This window comes from Ferrovibrio sp., assembly GCF_017994015.1.
Taxonomy (GTDB): domain Bacteria; phylum Pseudomonadota; class Alphaproteobacteria; order Ferrovibrionales; family Ferrovibrionaceae; genus Ferrovibrio.
Genome location: NZ_JAGOLP010000004.1, coordinates 85,603 through 100,895 on the forward strand (window position 1 = coordinate 85,603; position 15,293 = coordinate 100,895).

The window sequence follows — 15,293 nt, forward strand, 5'->3', positions numbered from 1 at the left end:
ATGCCGGCCTAAGCCGGCAGCAGGCCACCAAGCCGGCTTAAGCCGGCAGCAGACCGAGGCGCTCGTCGCGCTTGCGCAGCCATTGCATCAGCGGCAGCGACAGCAGCACCATCCAGGCCTTGCCGATGATCTGGCCGGCCAGGTAATCCAGGCTGCCAAAGGCCAGATAGAGGAACACCACCGAATCGACCGCCAGCCCGGCCAGGCTGGAAAGCAGTACGGCGCGCACCAGACCGCGCCGTTGCAGCGGCGTGTAAACTGCGAAATCGGCCAGTTCCGACAGCAGGAAGGCCATCATCGAGGCGATCACCAAGGCCGGCGGGGCAATGAAGGCGGAAAGCGCGGCGCCCAGTGCGATGGCCACCACAGACCAGCCTTTGCCCAGGCGGCGTTGCACCAGATCACGCAGCACCAGGGCGGCACCGATCATCAGCACGCCGCTGGGCGCGGTGATGGCGCCATTCGGACCCGGCGCCACAGGGATCAGGCAGGGGCCTTTCGGGATGCAGACGCTGCCGACATTGCCGATCAGCCAATTCGCCGCCGGCACGCAGGCGATGAAAGCTGCCAGATAGATAAAGCCTTCAATACGGGTGCGGTTCATCATGCGTTCTCAAATCCGGGGAAGCTGTTGCATTGCGGTATACGGCCAAGCGTCGCCTGCCGCAAGGAGAGTCTTTGTAAACTTCAGCGGCTCAGGCGTTGGCTGGCCTGCGCCAATTGTTGTCGCAAAGCCTGGGCTTCAACACTGCCAAGGCGGGCTACAATTTCGGCTTGGGCCTGCTGCCACAATGGCAGCGCATGCAAAAACGCGGCACGGCCCTGGCTGGTTAGCCGGATCAGGCGGCGGCGGCGATCCTCGGCAGCAATCTCCTGGCTCAGCAGGCCGCGGCGTTCCAGTGGCCGCAATACACGGGTCAGCGTGGTCGGATCGGCACCAATGCGTTCTGCCAGTTCGCCCATGCCCAGCGGGCCATCACGGTAGAGATGCGCCAGCGGTGCGAATTGCGTGATGGCGATACCGGCGGGTTTCAGACCGGCATCCAGAATTTGCGTGGCCTGGCGCATCGCCTGGCGCAAACCCATGCCGATGCAGCCGACGTCCTCCAGCTCCTGCCAGGCGGCGGCCTGGGCGGCGGATTCGGTGGTTTTGCGCGGGCGGGTCATGGTCTTTTCATAAACCGCCGGGCTGCCCTTGCAAAGCCCGCCGGTCGGCCATATATCTGCATATACATCTATTGTATATGCAGTATAATCGCAGGAGACGCGGATGCGCAATGTGGTAGTCACCGGCCTGGGTCTGGTCACGCCGCTGGGCCAGGGTGTGGGGGCCAATTGGCGCCGCCTTCTGCAAGGCCTATCCGGCATCCGCCGTATCAGCCGCTTCCGTACCGACGATCTGGCGGCGCGGATCGCCGGGCAGGTGCCGGATCGCAGCATCGACCCGGAAGCCGGCTTTGATCCGGATAGCGCCGCCCCGGCGAAAGACCGCCGCAAGATGGACAGTTTCATCCACTATGCCCTGGCCGCGGCAAATGAAGCACTGGCGCAGGCCGGTTGGCAGCCAGGCGATGAACGGGCGCGTGAACGCGCCGGCTGCATCGTCGCCACCGGTATCGGCGGCTTCCCGGCCATCGCCGAGGCGACCCGAACACTGGATGCCGCCGGGCCGCGCAAATTATCGCCCTTTGTGATCCCGTCCTTCCTTGGCAATCTGGCTGCCGGGCAGATTTCGATCCGCTGGGGCCTGGAAGGGCCGCTGGGCTGCCCGGTCACGGCTTGTGCTGCCGGCGCGCAGGCGATTGGTGATGCGGCGCGCGCCATCCAGCGCGGCGAGGTCGATGTGATGTTGGCCGGCGGCGCCGAGGCCTGTATCGAAAGGGTCAGTCTGGCCGGTTTCGGCGCCGCGCGTGCCTTGTCCACGGCACATAACGATGCCCCCGAACTTGCCTCGCGGCCTTTCGATGCGGCGCGCGATGGCTTTGTGATGGGCGAGGGCGCCGGCATCCTGGTGCTGGAAGCAGAAGACCATGCGCGGGCGCGGGGCGCCGATATCCTGGCGCGCTTCTCAGGCTACGGTACCAGCGCCGACGCGCATCATATCACCGCACCGCCCGAGGATGGCCGCGGTGCCATACTGGCAATGCGGAAGGCATTGGCTGAGGCGAAGCTGTCGCCCGATGCTATCGGCTATATCAACGCGCATTCCACATCCACACCAGTGGGCGATGCAGCGGAAATTGCCGCTGTGCGCGGGGTATTTGGCAATGGCATCGCCCAGCTGGCGATGTCGTCAACCAAATCCGCTATCGGGCATCTGCTGGGCGCCGCCGGCGCGGTGGAGGCGATCTACACCATCCTGGCTTTGCGCGATCAGGTGGCGCCGCCAACCCTCAATCTGGAGCAGGTTGATCCGGCCTGCGCCGGGCCGGATCTGGTGCCGCTGGTGGCGCAGGCACGCCATTTCGGCCATGCGATGTCGAATGCCTTCGGCTTCGGCGGCGTCAATGCAGCGCTGATTTTCAGCCGGGCTTAAACTGCAACTTCGCGCAAGGCAGCGCGGCAGGCATTGATATCCTCGCCCATCTCGCGGTCTTCCACCATGCAGGGCACACGGGCGCGGATGGCCGCGTAGAAGGGCCGCAGGGCCGGCGCCGGGGTCAGGCCGCGCAGATCATAGGCCTGTGCCGCCAGCAGGGCTTCAATCGCCACAATGGTTTCGGCGGTATCCACGGCAAAGGCGGCGCGCTCGGCCGCCAGCGGCGACATCGGCACATGATCCTCGGTATTGGCGCAGGTCGGCACCGATTGCAGCGAGGCTGGCACGCTACGCATGCGCAATTCGGCCACCAGCGATGCCGCCGTGTATTGCGCGATCATGAAACCGGAATTCTCGCCTGGCCGCGCCTGATGGTGGATCAGGAAAGGTGGCAGGCCGGCGGAATTCTTCTCATCCACCAGGCGAGCAGCACGGCGCTCGGAAATCACCGCCAGCGAAGAAATTGAGGTGGCCAGCATGTCGAGCATCTCGCCGGCGCGCTGGCCGTGGAAATTGCCGGAATTGGATGTGACAAAACCATCCACCAGGCCAAAGATCGGGTTGTCGTTAACCGCATTGATCTCGATTTCCAGCGTGGCGGCTGCATGCTCCACCGCATCGCGGCTGGCGCCCAGCACCTGCGGGATGCAGCGCAAGCTGAGGCCGTCGCGCAGCCGGCTTGGGCGCGACGGCAGCACGGCCTGGCTGCCGGCGGTGTACTGGCGCAGGGCTTCCGAGGTGGCGATCTGGCCCGGATGCGGCTTAGCCAGGGCAACACGCTCGTCGAAGGCATCGGATACGCCGCCCAGCACTTCCAGGCTCATCGCCGCCACTGCCTCTGCCAAGCGCACCAGGCGCCGGGCATCATAAGCCGCCAGCACGCCGATGCCGGTGGTCTGCTCGGTGCCATTAATCAGGGCGATGCCGTCGCGGCCAGACACGGCCGGCGCAGGAATGCCCAGGCTGGCAAAGGCTTTGGCGCCGGGCATCCAGTCACTGCCCGGCAATTTGGCGCGGCCGAAGCCGATCATCGGCAGCACCATATGCGCCAGCGGTGCCAGATCGCCACAGGCACCGACCGAGCCGCGGCGCGGCACATGCGGCACCAGGCCGCCATTCAGCATTGCCAGCAAGGCTTCCAGCGAGGCCATGCTGACGCCGGTCAGTCCGCTGGCCAGCACATTGGCGCGGATCAGCATCATGGCGCGGGTTTCGTCATCGCGCATCGGCGCGCCAATTCCTGCGGCATGGCTCTTGAGCAGGTTATGCTGCTGCGCCCGGTTGCCTTCGGGCGGCACCTTTTTGCCATCCAGCGCGCCAAAGCCGGTGGTGACGCCATAGATCGGCGTGCCATCGGCGATCATGTTTTGCAGCAGTGCATGGCAATCGGCCACACGTTGGCGCGCCGCGTCGCTCAGGCCCACGGTGACCGTGCCGCGCGCGGCTTGCGCCACGGCCTGAAGGGTAAGTGATTGGCCGTCGAGCAGCAGAGACATGGTAAAGCCTGATGTTACTGGGAAGCGGATTTGCTGCGGTCTATAACGCGGATATTATGCCATTCTCCGGCCGCTTTCTGCTGCTGCAATTCAGCGGCAGAAATGTGTACCAGTTTGCCATCCCGAACAATAACGATGGCGGTGCCAGTCTCGATGGCTTTTTCCCTAGCGTTAATCGCCGCTCGGCGCATGGCTGCCTTGGCTAGCTGAAAAATCTCTTCTTTTTGAGTCATCGGTGTTTTGGTGGACATCGCCGTGCGCTTATCCCTGTTCCAAGACGATTGGAATGTTGCCACTATTATCATACAGCACCCAGCCGGTTACCAGCGGCTTGTAAAGCTGGTGGAAATTCTGCAAACCGGCAGTGAAGCGGCGCCGGATGACCAATTCCGGTATATTATGCCCGCCCTGACTGACCCGGATTGCAACGCGGTTGATGGCCGCCTCTGCGCTCGGAAGTGAGAGAAAATAGAGAAAAACATTGTATCCGTCCCGTTTCCAGAACGGGATGTGCTTGCTGTAGCTGCGGCCCGCAAGGGTTGTCTCAAAGGCAAAGCTGCTGCCCTCATCAACTAGTCGGCCAATCCTTTCCAAAGTGGCACGGCCTGCATCCATTGCCACCGCCGCAACATTATCCGGCTGGATCGCGCGGGCAATTTCGTCGGCATTGACGAAGATCACTTCGGTCAAGACATCCGGCAAGAAGTCCTTGGCAAAAGTGGTCTTCCCGGCGCCATTCGGGCCGGCGATGATGAAGATGCTTTTGTCTGGCGCCATGGCCACTCAGTCATCCAGAAAAGGCAGTTTAAGGCCCTGATCGCGGGCGCATTGGATGGCGTCGTCATAGCCGGCATCGGCATGGCGCATCACGCCGGTGGCGGGATCGTTCCACAACACGCGCTCAAGCCGGCGTGCCGCTTCCGGTGTGCCATCGGCCACGATCACCACGCCGGCATGCTGCGAATAGCCGATGCCGACGCCGCCGCCATGATGCAGTGATACCCAGGTGGCGCCGGAGGCGGTGTTGAGCAGGGCATTGAGCAGAGGCCAGTCGGAAACCGCGTCCGAGCCATCCTTCATGGCTTCGGTCTCGCGGTTCGGGCTGGCCACCGAGCCGCTATCAAGATGGTCGCGGCCGATCACGATCGGGGCTTTGACTTCGCCTTTCGCTACCATCTCATTGAAGGCAAGGCCGAGGCGATGGCGCTGGCCCAGGCCAACCCAGCAGATGCGCGCCGGCAGGCCCTGGAAGCTAATGCGCTCGCGCGCCATGTCGAGCCAGGTATGCAGATGCGGATCGTCGGGGATCAACTCCTTCACCTTGGCATCGGTCTTGTAGATATCTTCCGGGTCACCCGAGAGCGCCACCCAGCGGAACGGGCCGATGCCCCGGCAGAAAAGCGGCCGGATATAGGCCGGCACAAAGCCTGGGAAATCGAAGGCTTCGGCAACGCCGACTTCCTTGGCCATCTGGCGGATATTGTTGCCGTAGTCGAAGGTGGGAATGCCCTGCGCCTTGAAAGCCAGCATGGCGCGCACATGGGCCGCCATCGATTGTTTGGCGGCACGCGCCACACTGTCCGGGTCGCTTTCCTTGGCCTGCTCCCATTGCGCCAGGCTCCAGCCGGCCGGCAGATAACCGTTCACCGGATCATGCGCGCTGGTCTGGTCGGTCACCGCATCGGGGCGGATGCCGCGCTTCAGGATTTCCGGCAGTATTTCCGCTGCATTGCCGAGCAGGCCGATGGAAACCGCGCGGCCTTCGCGTTTTGCGGTTTCCAGCATCGCCAGGGCTTCGTCAAGGTCGCGGGCCTGCATGTCGAGATAGCGTGTGCGCAGCCGCATCTCGATACGCGAGGGTTGGCATTCGATGGCGAGGATCGAGGCCCCGGCCATGGTGGCGGCCAAAGCCTGGGCGCCGCCCATGCCGCCCAGGCCGGCGGTGAGAATCCAGCGGCCCTTGAGATTGCCGCCATAATGCTGGCGGCCCATCTCAACAAAGGTTTCGTAGGTGCCCTGCACGATGCCCTGGCTGCCGATGTAAATCCACGAGCCGGCAGTCATCTGGCCATACATCATCAGGCCCATGCGGTCGAGTTCGTGAAACTTCTCCCAGGTGGCCCAGTTCGGCACCAGGTTGGAATTGGCAATCAGCACACGCGGCGCATCGGCATGGGTGCGGAACACACCGACCGGCTTGCCAGATTGCACCAGCAGGGTTTCCTCCGGGCCGAGTTTTTTCAGCGCTGCCTCGATGCGGTCAAAACTGTCCCAATTGCGCGCGGCGCGGCCGATGCCGCCATACACCACCAATTCCTCGGGCCGCTCGGCCACATCGGGATCGAGATTGTTGCGCAGCATGCGATAGGCGGCTTCGATCTGCCAATTCTGCGTATGCAGCACATCGCCCTGCGGGGCGCGGATGACGCGGCTGTTGTCGCGGCGGCTGGGGATCGACATGGGCAGACCTCAGAGATTGGAGCGTTTGGCCGTGCCATCGGCACGATAGGCGAAACGGGTGGCGAAGCGGTGGCTGTGGCCGGGATAAAGCAGCACCGAGGCGCTTACCACCTGGCCGCCGGACCAGGTGCGGCGGCGCAGGCGCAGGCAGGGTTCATTCTCGGCCAGGCGCAGCAGGCGGCGGGCGCGGGCATCGGGCATGGCGGCTTCCACCACATGCTCCACTTCTGAAAGCGGCGCCACCTGGCTGAGATGTTCATTCGGGGTGATGCGGGTAAAATCCATCTTGAGATAATCCGGCGCCGTGGTCGGATTGACCCAGCGGTCTTCCAACTGCATCGGCACTCCATCGGCGGCATGCACAATCAGTGAATGGAACACCTGGGCGCCGGCATTGAGGCCCAGATCGCGCGCTACATCGGCAGAAGCCTTTTCGGCACGCAGGAACTCCACCTTGGCGGTATGGCGCTGGCCGCGTTCGGCGATTTCATCGGCGATACTGCGCAATTCCACCAGATTGGCCAGCGGGCGTTTCTCTGCGACAAAAGTGCCGGTGCCCTGCACCCGCACCAGCAGGCCCTCATGGGTCAATTCGCGCAGCGCACGGTTCACCGTCATGCGGCTGACCTTGAGCGTTGTCACCAGCGCGCTTTCCGACGGCACCTGATCGCCCGGCTTGTAATCGCCATTCTCGATATGGCGAACGATGAATTCCTTGACGCGGCGATAACGCGGCGTCGGCCCGGTGGCGCTCATCCGACTCCCTATGGCTCAGGGCTGCTGCACCAAGTATAGGGGCTATTGTATATACAAGTCCAGACCGCAGATAAGCCGGGCTTTATGCGGTCTTCATGGCATTCAGCCGGGCGGCTGCGGCCAGGGCCGCAAAGCGGGGCGCAGTCGCTCGTATAAAGCCGCCAGGCGCAGCACGCCCAGATCGTCGAAACGACGGCCAATGATCTGCAGCCCTATCGGCAAGCCATCGTCGTCATAACCGGCGCAGATCGAGGCCGCCGGCTGTTCCGACATGTTGAACGGCGCCGTGAAGCAGATATGGTCAAACGGCCGGTTCACATCATTGCCGGGCGCGGCTTCCTCGGCCTTGTAGGCAGTGATCGGCGAAGTTGGCGACAGCACCAGATCGAAGGGCTGGCAGGCAGAGCAAGCGGCATCGCGCATCAGCATCACCTGATTCAGCCCGCGCATCGTCTGGGCGCCGGTGATGCTGGCGCCGGCGCGGCACCAATCGGCGATAAAATGCAGCAGCTTACCCTGCTGTTCCGGGCTCATCAGCTCAAAATCCGCCAGCGCGCGGGCCTGAAACACCGTGTTCAACCCCAGCACCATGGCTTCGGTGAGGAAGGGTTGCATCGGCACAATCTCGGCGCCATGGCGTTCAAACAACTTGGCTGCTGCCAGCACAGCGGCGCGCACCGCCGGCTGCGGCGCGCTGCCATAGCCGATATCCAGCAGCAGGCCGATACGCAGGCCCTTGGCCTCGCCATCCAGGCTGCGCGCCCAGTCGCGGTCGTCATAGGGCAGCGCCATATAATCGCGCGGATCTGGCTTGGCCAGGTAGTTCAGCAGCAAGGCGGCATCCTGCACGCTGCGGGTCATCGGCCCGGTGACACGGCCAAGCCAGGGCGGATGCACCGGCACGCGGCCCAGCGAGGGCTTGTGCGCGAACACGCCGTTATAGGCAGCCGGCAGCCGCACCGAGCCGCCGATATCGGTGCCCAGCGCCAGCGGGCCATAACCGGCCGCCAAAGCCGCGCCAGCGCCTGACGAGGAGCCGGCGGAATTGCGTGTTGTGTTCCACGGGTTGCGCGTGATGCCGTGCAGGCTGGAAACACCGGAAGCCAGCATGCCGAAATCCGGCATGGTGGTTTTGCCCAGTATCACACAGCCGGCCTCGCGCACCCGGGCGGCGGGTGGTGCATCGGCTGGCGCCGGGGTCATCGGAGAAGCGGCGGTGCCGATCGGCGTCGGCACGCCCTTGGTGGCAATATTCTCCTTGATGGTGATCGGCACGCCATCCAGCAGCGACAAAGGCTTGCCCTGCTGCCAGCGCTTCTCGGCCGCGCGCGCCTGGGCCAAGGCACCCTTGAAATCGGTGATATACATCGCATTGATGCTGGGTTCCCAGGCTTCGATGCGGGCCAGCGCGGCCTTGGTGGCTTCCACCGGCGAAAGCCGTTTGGTGCGGAAGCCAAGCGACAATTCATGCGCGGTCAGGTCATGCAGATCGGTCATTGCCGCTTCTCCCGTTCAAGCATCCAGGCGATTGACGCCGCACCAGCGCGTCATGAACAGCGCCAGCACATTGGCCACCTGCATCATACTGTCAATGGAAACCCATTCGTCGATGCCATGGATGCTGCTGGCCAGCGGACCATAGCAGGTTGCCGGGGTTTCGCCGTAAAGATTGAAGAACCGCGCATCGGTTGTGCCGGTGAAGGCGGTATAGGCCGCCTGTTCGCCGGTCACCGCCTGATGGCAATCGCTCAGCGTGGTGATGACCGGCAGGTTCATGTCCAGCTCAAAGCCCTCGGCCTGGAAGCCTTCGTAAATCACCCGGTATTGCAGCGCATTGCTCATCGGATGGCGGCGATAGGCATCGGCCAGCAAAGCTTCCACTTCCTGGCGCACATCTTCCGGCTTGCGGCCGGGATAGAAGCCCAGGCGGATATCGGCGCGGGCCGATGTCGGCACGGATGAAGCCCATTCGCCGCCCTTGATTTTGCCCAGGTTGAAATTCACCGGATGCTCATGGCCGTGATAGCAATGATGCCGCGCCTCGGCGGCATTCCACTTTGCTTCCAGCTTTTTCAGTTCGCCGAACATGTAGCTGGCGAAATCAATGGCGCCAACGCCAGTATGCGCCACCGAGGCATGCACCGGCTTGCCGGAAATTTCCAGCGCCAGCCACATCACGCCCATCTGCGCCCGCATGATGCCGGGCAGCGGCTCGGGAATGATGGCGGCATCGGCGCGATAACCTTGCAGCAGGCAGGCCAGCGCGCCATTGCCGGTGCATTCCTCTTCCACAACCGATTGCAGGATCACCTTGGCGGCGGGTTCCAGCCCCATGTGCTGCAAGGCCTTCAGCGCCATGGTATAGGCCACGATGCCGGCCTTCATGTCGCCGGCGCCACGGCCATAAAGTTTGTCGCCATCGATCCAAGGGGTGAAGGGCGGCTTGGTCCACAGGCTTTCGGCGCCCACCGGCACCACATCGATATGACCATTGAAGATCACCGAACGGCCGCGCGTGGCGCCCTTCGGCTCATGCAGGCCAACGATATTATGCCGGCCGTCATAGGAAACGATGGAAGGCGAATAGCCTGGATGTTGTTTCAGCTTGGCTTCGTCGATGGCGAATTCGTCAACCCGCAGGCCCATTGCCTCGAACACATCGCGCATCCGCGCCTGGGCCGAGGCTTCCTGGCCGAGCAGCGAAGGATGCCGCACCAGATCGCACAGCAACGCCACGGCTTCGTCACGCAACGCCGCCACCGATGCCTCGATGGCGGCCTGGTTCACATCCTCAAGCATGTATCCTCCAGCGCCGGCCTTATGATGGCGGCTGGTAGCATCTTATTCGGCGGCGTGGCCGGCTTCCAGCCAGTCGCGCCCTGGCAGGGCGGCAAAAAGCTGGCGCGTATATTCATGCTGCGGCGCGGCAAACAAGGTGGCGGTATCAGCCAGTTCCACGATCTTGCCGCGCTGCATCACTGCGATACGGTCGCATAGCCGGGCGGCGACGCGCAGGTCATGGGTGATGAACAGGATGGCAAGCTGGAAACGGTCGCGGATCGATTCCAGCAATTCCAGCACCTGGGCCTGCACGGATACGTCAAGCGCCGAGACGGCTTCATCCGCAACCAGGATTTCCGGTTCCATCGCCAGGGCGCGGGCAATGCACAGGCGTTGGCGCTGGCCGCCCGAAAATTGATGCGGAAAACGCTCAAGCGCATCGCCATCCAGGCCGACCAGGCGCAGCAATTCGCGGGCATTTTCCAACGCCTTGGCGCGGCTCATGCCGTAATTCAGCGGCCCTTCGATGATCGAATCGCCTACCGTGCGGCGCGGATTGAGCGACCGATACGGATCCTGGAAAATTACCTGGATGCGGCGGCGATAGGGTCTGAGCGCGCCTTCCGACAGGTTGGCGATATCGGCATCTTCCAGCATCACGCGGCCGCCGCTGGGGCGGATCAGGCGGGCGATGCAACGCGCGGCAGTGGATTTGCCCGAGCCGCTTTCGCCGACAATGCCCAGGGTCTGGCCGCGATACAGCGCCAGGTCAATGCCATCCACGGCATGCACCTGGCGGGTCGATTTGAACAGTCCGCCATCGCTGTAGGTCTTGTCCAGCTTGCTGGCGCTCAGCACCGGCTGGCCACTGAGCGGGCTTGCGGCGCGCGGTGTCAGGCGCGGCACGGCATCGATCAGCATCTTGGTATAGTCATGTTGCGGCTGGTGCAGCACCTGGGCAGTGGCGCCCTGTTCCACCACTTCGCCATAACGCATCACCACCACGCGGTCGGCGATATCCGCCACCACGCCGAAATCATGGGTGATGAACAACACGCCGGTGCCACGTTTCTGCTGCAATTCGCGCAGTAATGACAGAATCTGCGCCTGTGTGGTCACATCCAGCGCCGTCGTCGGCTCGTCGGCGATCAGCAAGGCCGGCTCAAGCGCCAGGGCCATGGCAATCATCACACGCTGGCGCTGGCCGCCGGAAAGCTGGTGTGGGTAGGCTTTTGCCAGCCGTTCCGGATCAGGCAGATGCACATCGGCGAAAAGCTGCTGCACGCGCTCCTCGATGCTGACTCCCTTGCCCTTCCAGCCATGGGCGCGCAGCATTTCCGCCACCTGTTCGCCCACCCGATGCACCGGATTAAGCGCGGTCATCGGTTCCTGGAAGATCATTGCCATGCGGTTGCCGCGCAATTGCTGCAAGCGGCTTTTGCTGGCGGCGCGCAAATCCTCGCCTTCCAGCAGAATCTGGCCGCCGACAATCGGCAGCGCGCCCAGGCCCATCACGGAAAAGGCGGTGACCGATTTGCCCGAGCCGCTTTCGCCCACCAGGCAGACAATCTCGCCTGGCGGCACATCGAAGCTGATGCCGTTGACGGCATGGGCGCGGTCACCGCCTTTGGGCAGGGCCACGCGCAGGTCGCGCACGCTGAGTACTGGCTTTTGCATGGCGGCTTCGCTCATCGCACACCTCCCAGCCGCTTTTGCAGCCGCGGATCAAGCGTGTCGCGCAGGCCGTCGCCCAGGATGTTGATCGCCAGCACGGTGGCGGCCAGCAGCCCGCCGGGGAAGAAGATGATCCAGGGCGCGCGCTGAAACACGCCGCGGCCTTCGGAAATGATATTGCCCCAGGTCGGCACTTCGGTGGACAGGCCGGCGCCGAGGAAGCTCAGAATCGCCTCGGTGAGAATCGCCGAGGCGCAGATATAGGTGCCCTGCACGATCAGCGGCGCGATGGTGTTGGGCAGCACATGATAGAGCAGGATTTTCGGCATCGGCGTGCCCAGGCCGATGGCAGCTTCCACATAAGGCTCCTCGCGGATGCTGAGCACCACGCTGCGCACCAGGCGGGCAACACGCGGGATTTCCGGCACCATGATGGCCACGATCACGGTGAAGATCGAAGCGCCGGAAAGCGATACCAGGGCGATGGCGAGCAGAATGCCCGGGATTGCCATCAGGCCATCCATGGTGCGCATCACGATGCCGTCGAGCCAGCGGATATAGCCGGCCAGCAGACCGATCAGCAGGCCGACCGAGAGCGCAATGGCAGCGACACAGGCCGAAACCAGCAGCGACACGCGGGCACCATGCACCACGCGCGAGAAAATATCGCGGCCGAGGCCATCGGTACCCATCAGGAATTGTTCTGAGGGCGGCTTGAGGCGGAAGCGCGGCGCGATGGCGGCGGGATCGGCGCTGGCCAGCAGCGGCGCGCCCAGCGCGATCAGCAGCAGCACAAGCAGGATACCGCCGCCGATCAGCACGGAGGGGTTACGGAATGCCGGGTGGCGGAAAAATCGGGCCATCAGTAGCGAATCCGCGGATCGAGCAGCACATAGGCGATATCAATCGCCAGGTTGATCAGAACGTAGACGCCGGAAAACAGCAAAATCACGCCCTGGATGATCGGATAATCGCGCGCCAGCACCGCTTCCACCACCAAGCGGCCGATGCCGGGGATGTTGTAAACGGTTTCGGTGATCACCACGCCGCCGATCAGCAGCGCAAAGCCGATGCCGATCACCGACACGATGGGGATGGCGGCATTGCGCAAAGCATGATGCACCAGCACCACGCGCTCGCTGAGGCCCTTGGCATGGGCGGTGCGGATGTAATCTTCGCCCAGCACTTCCAGCATGGCGGCGCGGGTGATGCGGGCAAAGAGTGCGATATAGATGAAGCTGAGGGTCAGGGTGGGCAGCGCAATGCGCTCCAGGAACGGCCCCAGGCCACTGCCCAGCGGTGCAAAGCCCTGCACCGGAAACAGATCGAGCTTGATCGAGAACACAAAGATCAGGATATAGCCCAGCACAAAGACCGGCACCGAAAAGCCGGTGACCGACAAGGCCATGATGGTGCGATCCAGCCAGCGGCCATGGCGCCAGGCGGCAATGATGCCCATCGGCACCGCCACCAGGATGGCGAAGATCAGCGTGGTGAAGGCCAGCGAGAGCGTGGGTTCCAGGCGCTGGCTGATCATCATGGTGACCGGCTGCTTGGAGATCACCGAGCGGCCAAGGTCGCCTTGGGCCAGTTGCCCGATCCAGGCGGCGAATTGCTGCGGGATCGGCTTGTCGAGGCCAAGATCAGCGCGAATCGCCGCGATCACCTCAGGCGTGGCCGAATCGCCGGCCAGGATTGCCGCCGGGTCGCCGGGGCTGAGGCGCAGCATGAGAAAGACGAAGACAGCCACCATCCCCATGACAGGGATGGCGGCCATCAGACGCGATAAGACTAGACGCAGCATGTTATGCCGGGGAGCTGTTATGCAGCCGCGTCAGTTCTTTTCCACATTCCACAGCAGGAAAGCCGGGCTGGGCAGGATGCCCTTGATGTTGCTGCGATGCGCCGAGGGCTGGAAATATTCACCCAGCGGCACGTAGTTCACCATCTCATAGGCGCGCTTCTGCACCGCGATGGCCAGCGCCTTCTGCTTCGCCGGATCAGTTTCACGCGCATATTGGTCACGCAGCTTCTCGATCTCGGCATCCTCGGTCCAGCCGAAGAAGCCGCCGGTCTTGCCCAGGCCGCGCACGCCGGCATTGGCAATCGGGTTCATCATGTCGGCAGTACCCCAGGCGGTGTGGAAGATATGCCAGCCACCCTGATCCACCGGGTCCATCTTGGCGCGGCGGCCCACCAGGGTCTGCCAGTCCATCGACTGCACGTCGATATTCATGCCGATGGCACGCAGAGCCGGTGCGGTGACCAGCGGCAATTGCGCGATGGATTGCAGGTCGGTCGGCGCCATGATGACGATCTTCTCGCCCTTGTAGCCGCTTTCCGCCAGCAGCTTCTTGGCCTTGGCGATATCCGGCTTCTTGGTGCCGACGGCGCCTTCTTCGCTGGCCAGCGGTGTGGAGCAGCCAAACATGGCGCCGCAGATCTTGTAGAGCGACGGATCGCCGATCTGGGCGTCGAGATAATCGCCCTGATACACGGCATGCATGATGGCCTGGCGCACCTTCACATTATCCAGCGGCGGCTGCAGCCAGTTCATCCGCATCATGTAATTCATGCCAAGCGGGCCGTAATCGGCCACCACCACATCCTTGGCCTTCTTCACTTCCGGCAGCAGATCGTAGGAAACCTGTTCCCAGATGTCGATTTCGCCCTTCACCAGCGCATTCATCGCGGTTTGCGGATCGGCGATGGAATTCCACACCACGCGGTCCACCTTGGCCAGCTTGGCGCCGCTCATGAAGCTGGGGGCTTCCTTGCGCGGCACATAATCCGGGTTCTTTTCGTACACCACCTTCAGGCCGGGCTGGAATTCGCCCTTGACGAAGCGGAACGGGCCGGAGCCGATTTCCTCGGGCACATTCTGGGTATGCGGTGTTTCGGCCAGGCGCTTCGGCATGATGAACGGCACGTTCGAGCTCGGCTTGCCCAGCGAAGCCAGCACCAGGCCGTAGGGTTCCTTGAGCACGAGTTGGAAGGTCTTGTCGTTAACCTTGGTCATTTCCTTGGTATAGGACATCAGCTTGATGCCCATACCATCGGCCTTGCCCCAGCGCTGCAACGAGGCAATCGCGTCATCGCTGGTCACCGGCGCGCCATCGTGGAATTTAAGGCCGTCGCGCAAGGTGAAGGTATAGGTCAGCTTGTCGGCGCTGACCTCATACTTGTCCACCATCTGCGGCTGAACTTCCATCTTGTCGTTCACGCCGAACAAGGTGTCATAGATCATGTAGCCGTGGTTGCGGCTCATGAAGGCGGTGGTGATGATCGGATCGGTGATGCGCAAGGACGCATGCGGCACCATCACCAGTTCCTTCTTGGCCTGGGCCTGGGCCTCGGCGGCCGCCAGCCCAACGCCAAGCGCCAGCAACGAAACCAGGGTGGTGACGCGCGAGGGTTTGGATACGCGAATCGACATGGTGTTGTTCCCCATTGTTGTTTATCCCTGTTGGATCGTTTGACGACTTATGAAACTGTGAACCGTTCGGGCGGTTCCGGTCAAGCGGAGTCGTTAGGTAAGGTGGCTAAATTTTCGCCTTGCCTGTTCGTACAGCAGATTGCCTAAGGGT

At 63.1% G+C, this 15,293-nt stretch carries 14 protein-coding genes; 1 reads left to right on the top strand and 13 read right to left on the bottom strand.

Translation table 11 applies throughout. The annotated features are described in order from the left end of the window. Nucleotides 1-37: 37 nt before the first annotated feature. Both KBB36_RS04190 and KBB36_RS04195 read right to left on the bottom strand, forming a co-directional pair. Entirely contained in the window at nucleotides 38-607 is a 570-nt protein-coding gene (locus KBB36_RS04190; RefSeq protein WP_290977306.1) for a VUT family protein, read from the bottom strand. 80 nt (nucleotides 608-687) lie between these two features. Beyond that, a complete protein-coding gene (locus KBB36_RS04195; protein ID WP_290977308.1) occupies nucleotides 688-1,167 on the bottom strand; it encodes a MarR family winged helix-turn-helix transcriptional regulator in 480 nt (159 codons plus the stop codon). A gap of 103 nt (nucleotides 1,168-1,270) precedes the next feature. Between KBB36_RS04195 and fabF the strand changes: the two genes are divergently transcribed. After that, nucleotides 1,271-2,536 (top strand): beta-ketoacyl-ACP synthase II, encoded by a 1,266-nt coding sequence (gene fabF, locus KBB36_RS04200; protein ID WP_290977311.1) that lies wholly within the window; start codon nucleotides 1,271-1,273, stop codon nucleotides 2,534-2,536. On the opposite strand, the gene KBB36_RS04205 is transcribed toward fabF, so the two are convergent. From KBB36_RS04205 to KBB36_RS04255, 11 genes are all read right to left on the bottom strand, one after another. Next, nucleotides 2,533-4,035: an aromatic amino acid lyase gene (locus tag KBB36_RS04205; RefSeq protein WP_290977313.1), complete on the bottom strand. Its 1,503-nt coding sequence runs from the start codon at nucleotides 4,033-4,035 to the stop codon at nucleotides 2,533-2,535. The two genes, fabF and KBB36_RS04205, sit on opposite strands and share 4 nt — an antisense overlap. Nucleotides 4,036-4,049: 14 nt before the next feature. Further along, nucleotides 4,050-4,286: a hypothetical protein gene (locus KBB36_RS04210; RefSeq protein WP_290977316.1), complete on the bottom strand. Its 237-nt coding sequence runs from the start codon at nucleotides 4,284-4,286 to the stop codon at nucleotides 4,050-4,052. Between the two features lie 10 nt (nucleotides 4,287-4,296). Next, on the bottom strand, nucleotides 4,297-4,812 hold the full coding sequence (locus KBB36_RS04215) for a zeta toxin family protein (RefSeq protein ID WP_290977503.1): 516 nt from the start codon (nucleotides 4,810-4,812) through the stop codon (nucleotides 4,297-4,299). 6 nt (nucleotides 4,813-4,818) lie between these two features. Then, a complete protein-coding gene (hutU, locus tag KBB36_RS04220; protein WP_290977505.1) occupies nucleotides 4,819-6,489 on the bottom strand; it encodes a urocanate hydratase in 1,671 nt (556 codons plus the stop codon). A gap of 15 nt (nucleotides 6,490-6,504) precedes the next feature. Next, nucleotides 6,505-7,251, bottom strand: coding sequence for a histidine utilization repressor (gene hutC, locus KBB36_RS04225; RefSeq protein WP_290977319.1), 747 nt, complete (start codon nucleotides 7,249-7,251; stop codon nucleotides 6,505-6,507). Between the two features lie 102 nt (nucleotides 7,252-7,353). Next, nucleotides 7,354-8,748, bottom strand: a complete 1,395-nt coding sequence (locus tag KBB36_RS04230; RefSeq protein ID WP_290977322.1) for an amidase — start codon at nucleotides 8,746-8,748, stop codon at nucleotides 7,354-7,356. Nucleotides 8,749-8,763: 15 nt separating this feature from the next. Continuing rightward, entirely contained in the window at nucleotides 8,764-10,050 is a 1,287-nt protein-coding gene (locus tag KBB36_RS04235; protein WP_290977325.1) for an ArgE/DapE family deacylase, read from the bottom strand. Nucleotides 10,051-10,092: 42 nt separating this feature from the next. Beyond that, nucleotides 10,093-11,724: an ABC transporter ATP-binding protein gene (locus KBB36_RS04240; RefSeq protein WP_290977328.1), complete on the bottom strand. Its 1,632-nt coding sequence runs from the start codon at nucleotides 11,722-11,724 to the stop codon at nucleotides 10,093-10,095. Next, entirely contained in the window at nucleotides 11,721-12,569 is an 849-nt protein-coding gene (locus KBB36_RS04245) for an ABC transporter permease (RefSeq protein WP_290977331.1), read from the bottom strand. Before KBB36_RS04245 ends, KBB36_RS04240 begins: the two co-directional genes overlap by 4 nt. Further along, nucleotides 12,569-13,510 carry an ABC transporter permease gene (locus KBB36_RS04250; RefSeq protein ID WP_290977334.1) on the bottom strand — a complete coding sequence of 314 codons (942 nt, stop codon included), beginning with the start codon at nucleotides 13,508-13,510 and terminating at the stop codon, nucleotides 12,569-12,571. The genes KBB36_RS04245 and KBB36_RS04250 overlap by 1 nt, the downstream gene beginning before the upstream one ends. A 30-nt stretch (nucleotides 13,511-13,540) precedes the next feature. Further along, complete coding sequence (locus KBB36_RS04255; protein ID WP_290977337.1) at nucleotides 13,541-15,142, bottom strand: ABC transporter substrate-binding protein; 1,602 nt, start codon at nucleotides 15,140-15,142, stop codon at nucleotides 13,541-13,543. Nucleotides 15,143-15,293: the final 151 nt, after the last annotated feature.

What these genes read in the sequence shown, in the direction of transcription:
- KBB36_RS04190 (WP_290977306.1), bottom strand. Translation starts at nt 607, where the DNA reads ATGATGAACCGCACCCGTATTGAAGGCTTTATCTATCTGGCAGCTTTC.
- KBB36_RS04195 (WP_290977308.1), bottom strand. Translation starts at nt 1,167, where the DNA reads ATGACCCGCCCGCGCAAAACCACCGAATCCGCCGCCCAGGCCGCCGCC.
- fabF (WP_290977311.1), top strand. Translation starts at nt 1,271, where the DNA reads ATGCGCAATGTGGTAGTCACCGGCCTGGGTCTGGTCACGCCGCTGGGC.
- KBB36_RS04205 (WP_290977313.1), bottom strand. Translation starts at nt 4,035, where the DNA reads ATGTCTCTGCTGCTCGACGGCCAATCACTTACCCTTCAGGCCGTGGCG.
- KBB36_RS04210 (WP_290977316.1), bottom strand. Translation starts at nt 4,286, where the DNA reads ATGTCCACCAAAACACCGATGACTCAAAAAGAAGAGATTTTTCAGCTA.
- KBB36_RS04215 (WP_290977503.1), bottom strand. Translation starts at nt 4,812, where the DNA reads ATGGCGCCAGACAAAAGCATCTTCATCATCGCCGGCCCGAATGGCGCC.
- hutC (WP_290977319.1), bottom strand. Translation starts at nt 7,251, where the DNA reads ATGAGCGCCACCGGGCCGACGCCGCGTTATCGCCGCGTCAAGGAATTC.
- KBB36_RS04230 (WP_290977322.1), bottom strand. Translation starts at nt 8,748, where the DNA reads ATGACCGATCTGCATGACCTGACCGCGCATGAATTGTCGCTTGGCTTC.
- KBB36_RS04235 (WP_290977325.1), bottom strand. Translation starts at nt 10,050, where the DNA reads ATGCTTGAGGATGTGAACCAGGCCGCCATCGAGGCATCGGTGGCGGCG.
- KBB36_RS04240 (WP_290977328.1), bottom strand. Translation starts at nt 11,724, where the DNA reads ATGAGCGAAGCCGCCATGCAAAAGCCAGTACTCAGCGTGCGCGACCTG.
- KBB36_RS04245 (WP_290977331.1), bottom strand. Translation starts at nt 12,569, where the DNA reads ATGGCCCGATTTTTCCGCCACCCGGCATTCCGTAACCCCTCCGTGCTG.
- KBB36_RS04250 (WP_290977334.1), bottom strand. Translation starts at nt 13,510, where the DNA reads ATGCTGCGTCTAGTCTTATCGCGTCTGATGGCCGCCATCCCTGTCATG.
- KBB36_RS04255 (WP_290977337.1), bottom strand. Translation starts at nt 15,142, where the DNA reads ATGTCGATTCGCGTATCCAAACCCTCGCGCGTCACCACCCTGGTTTCG.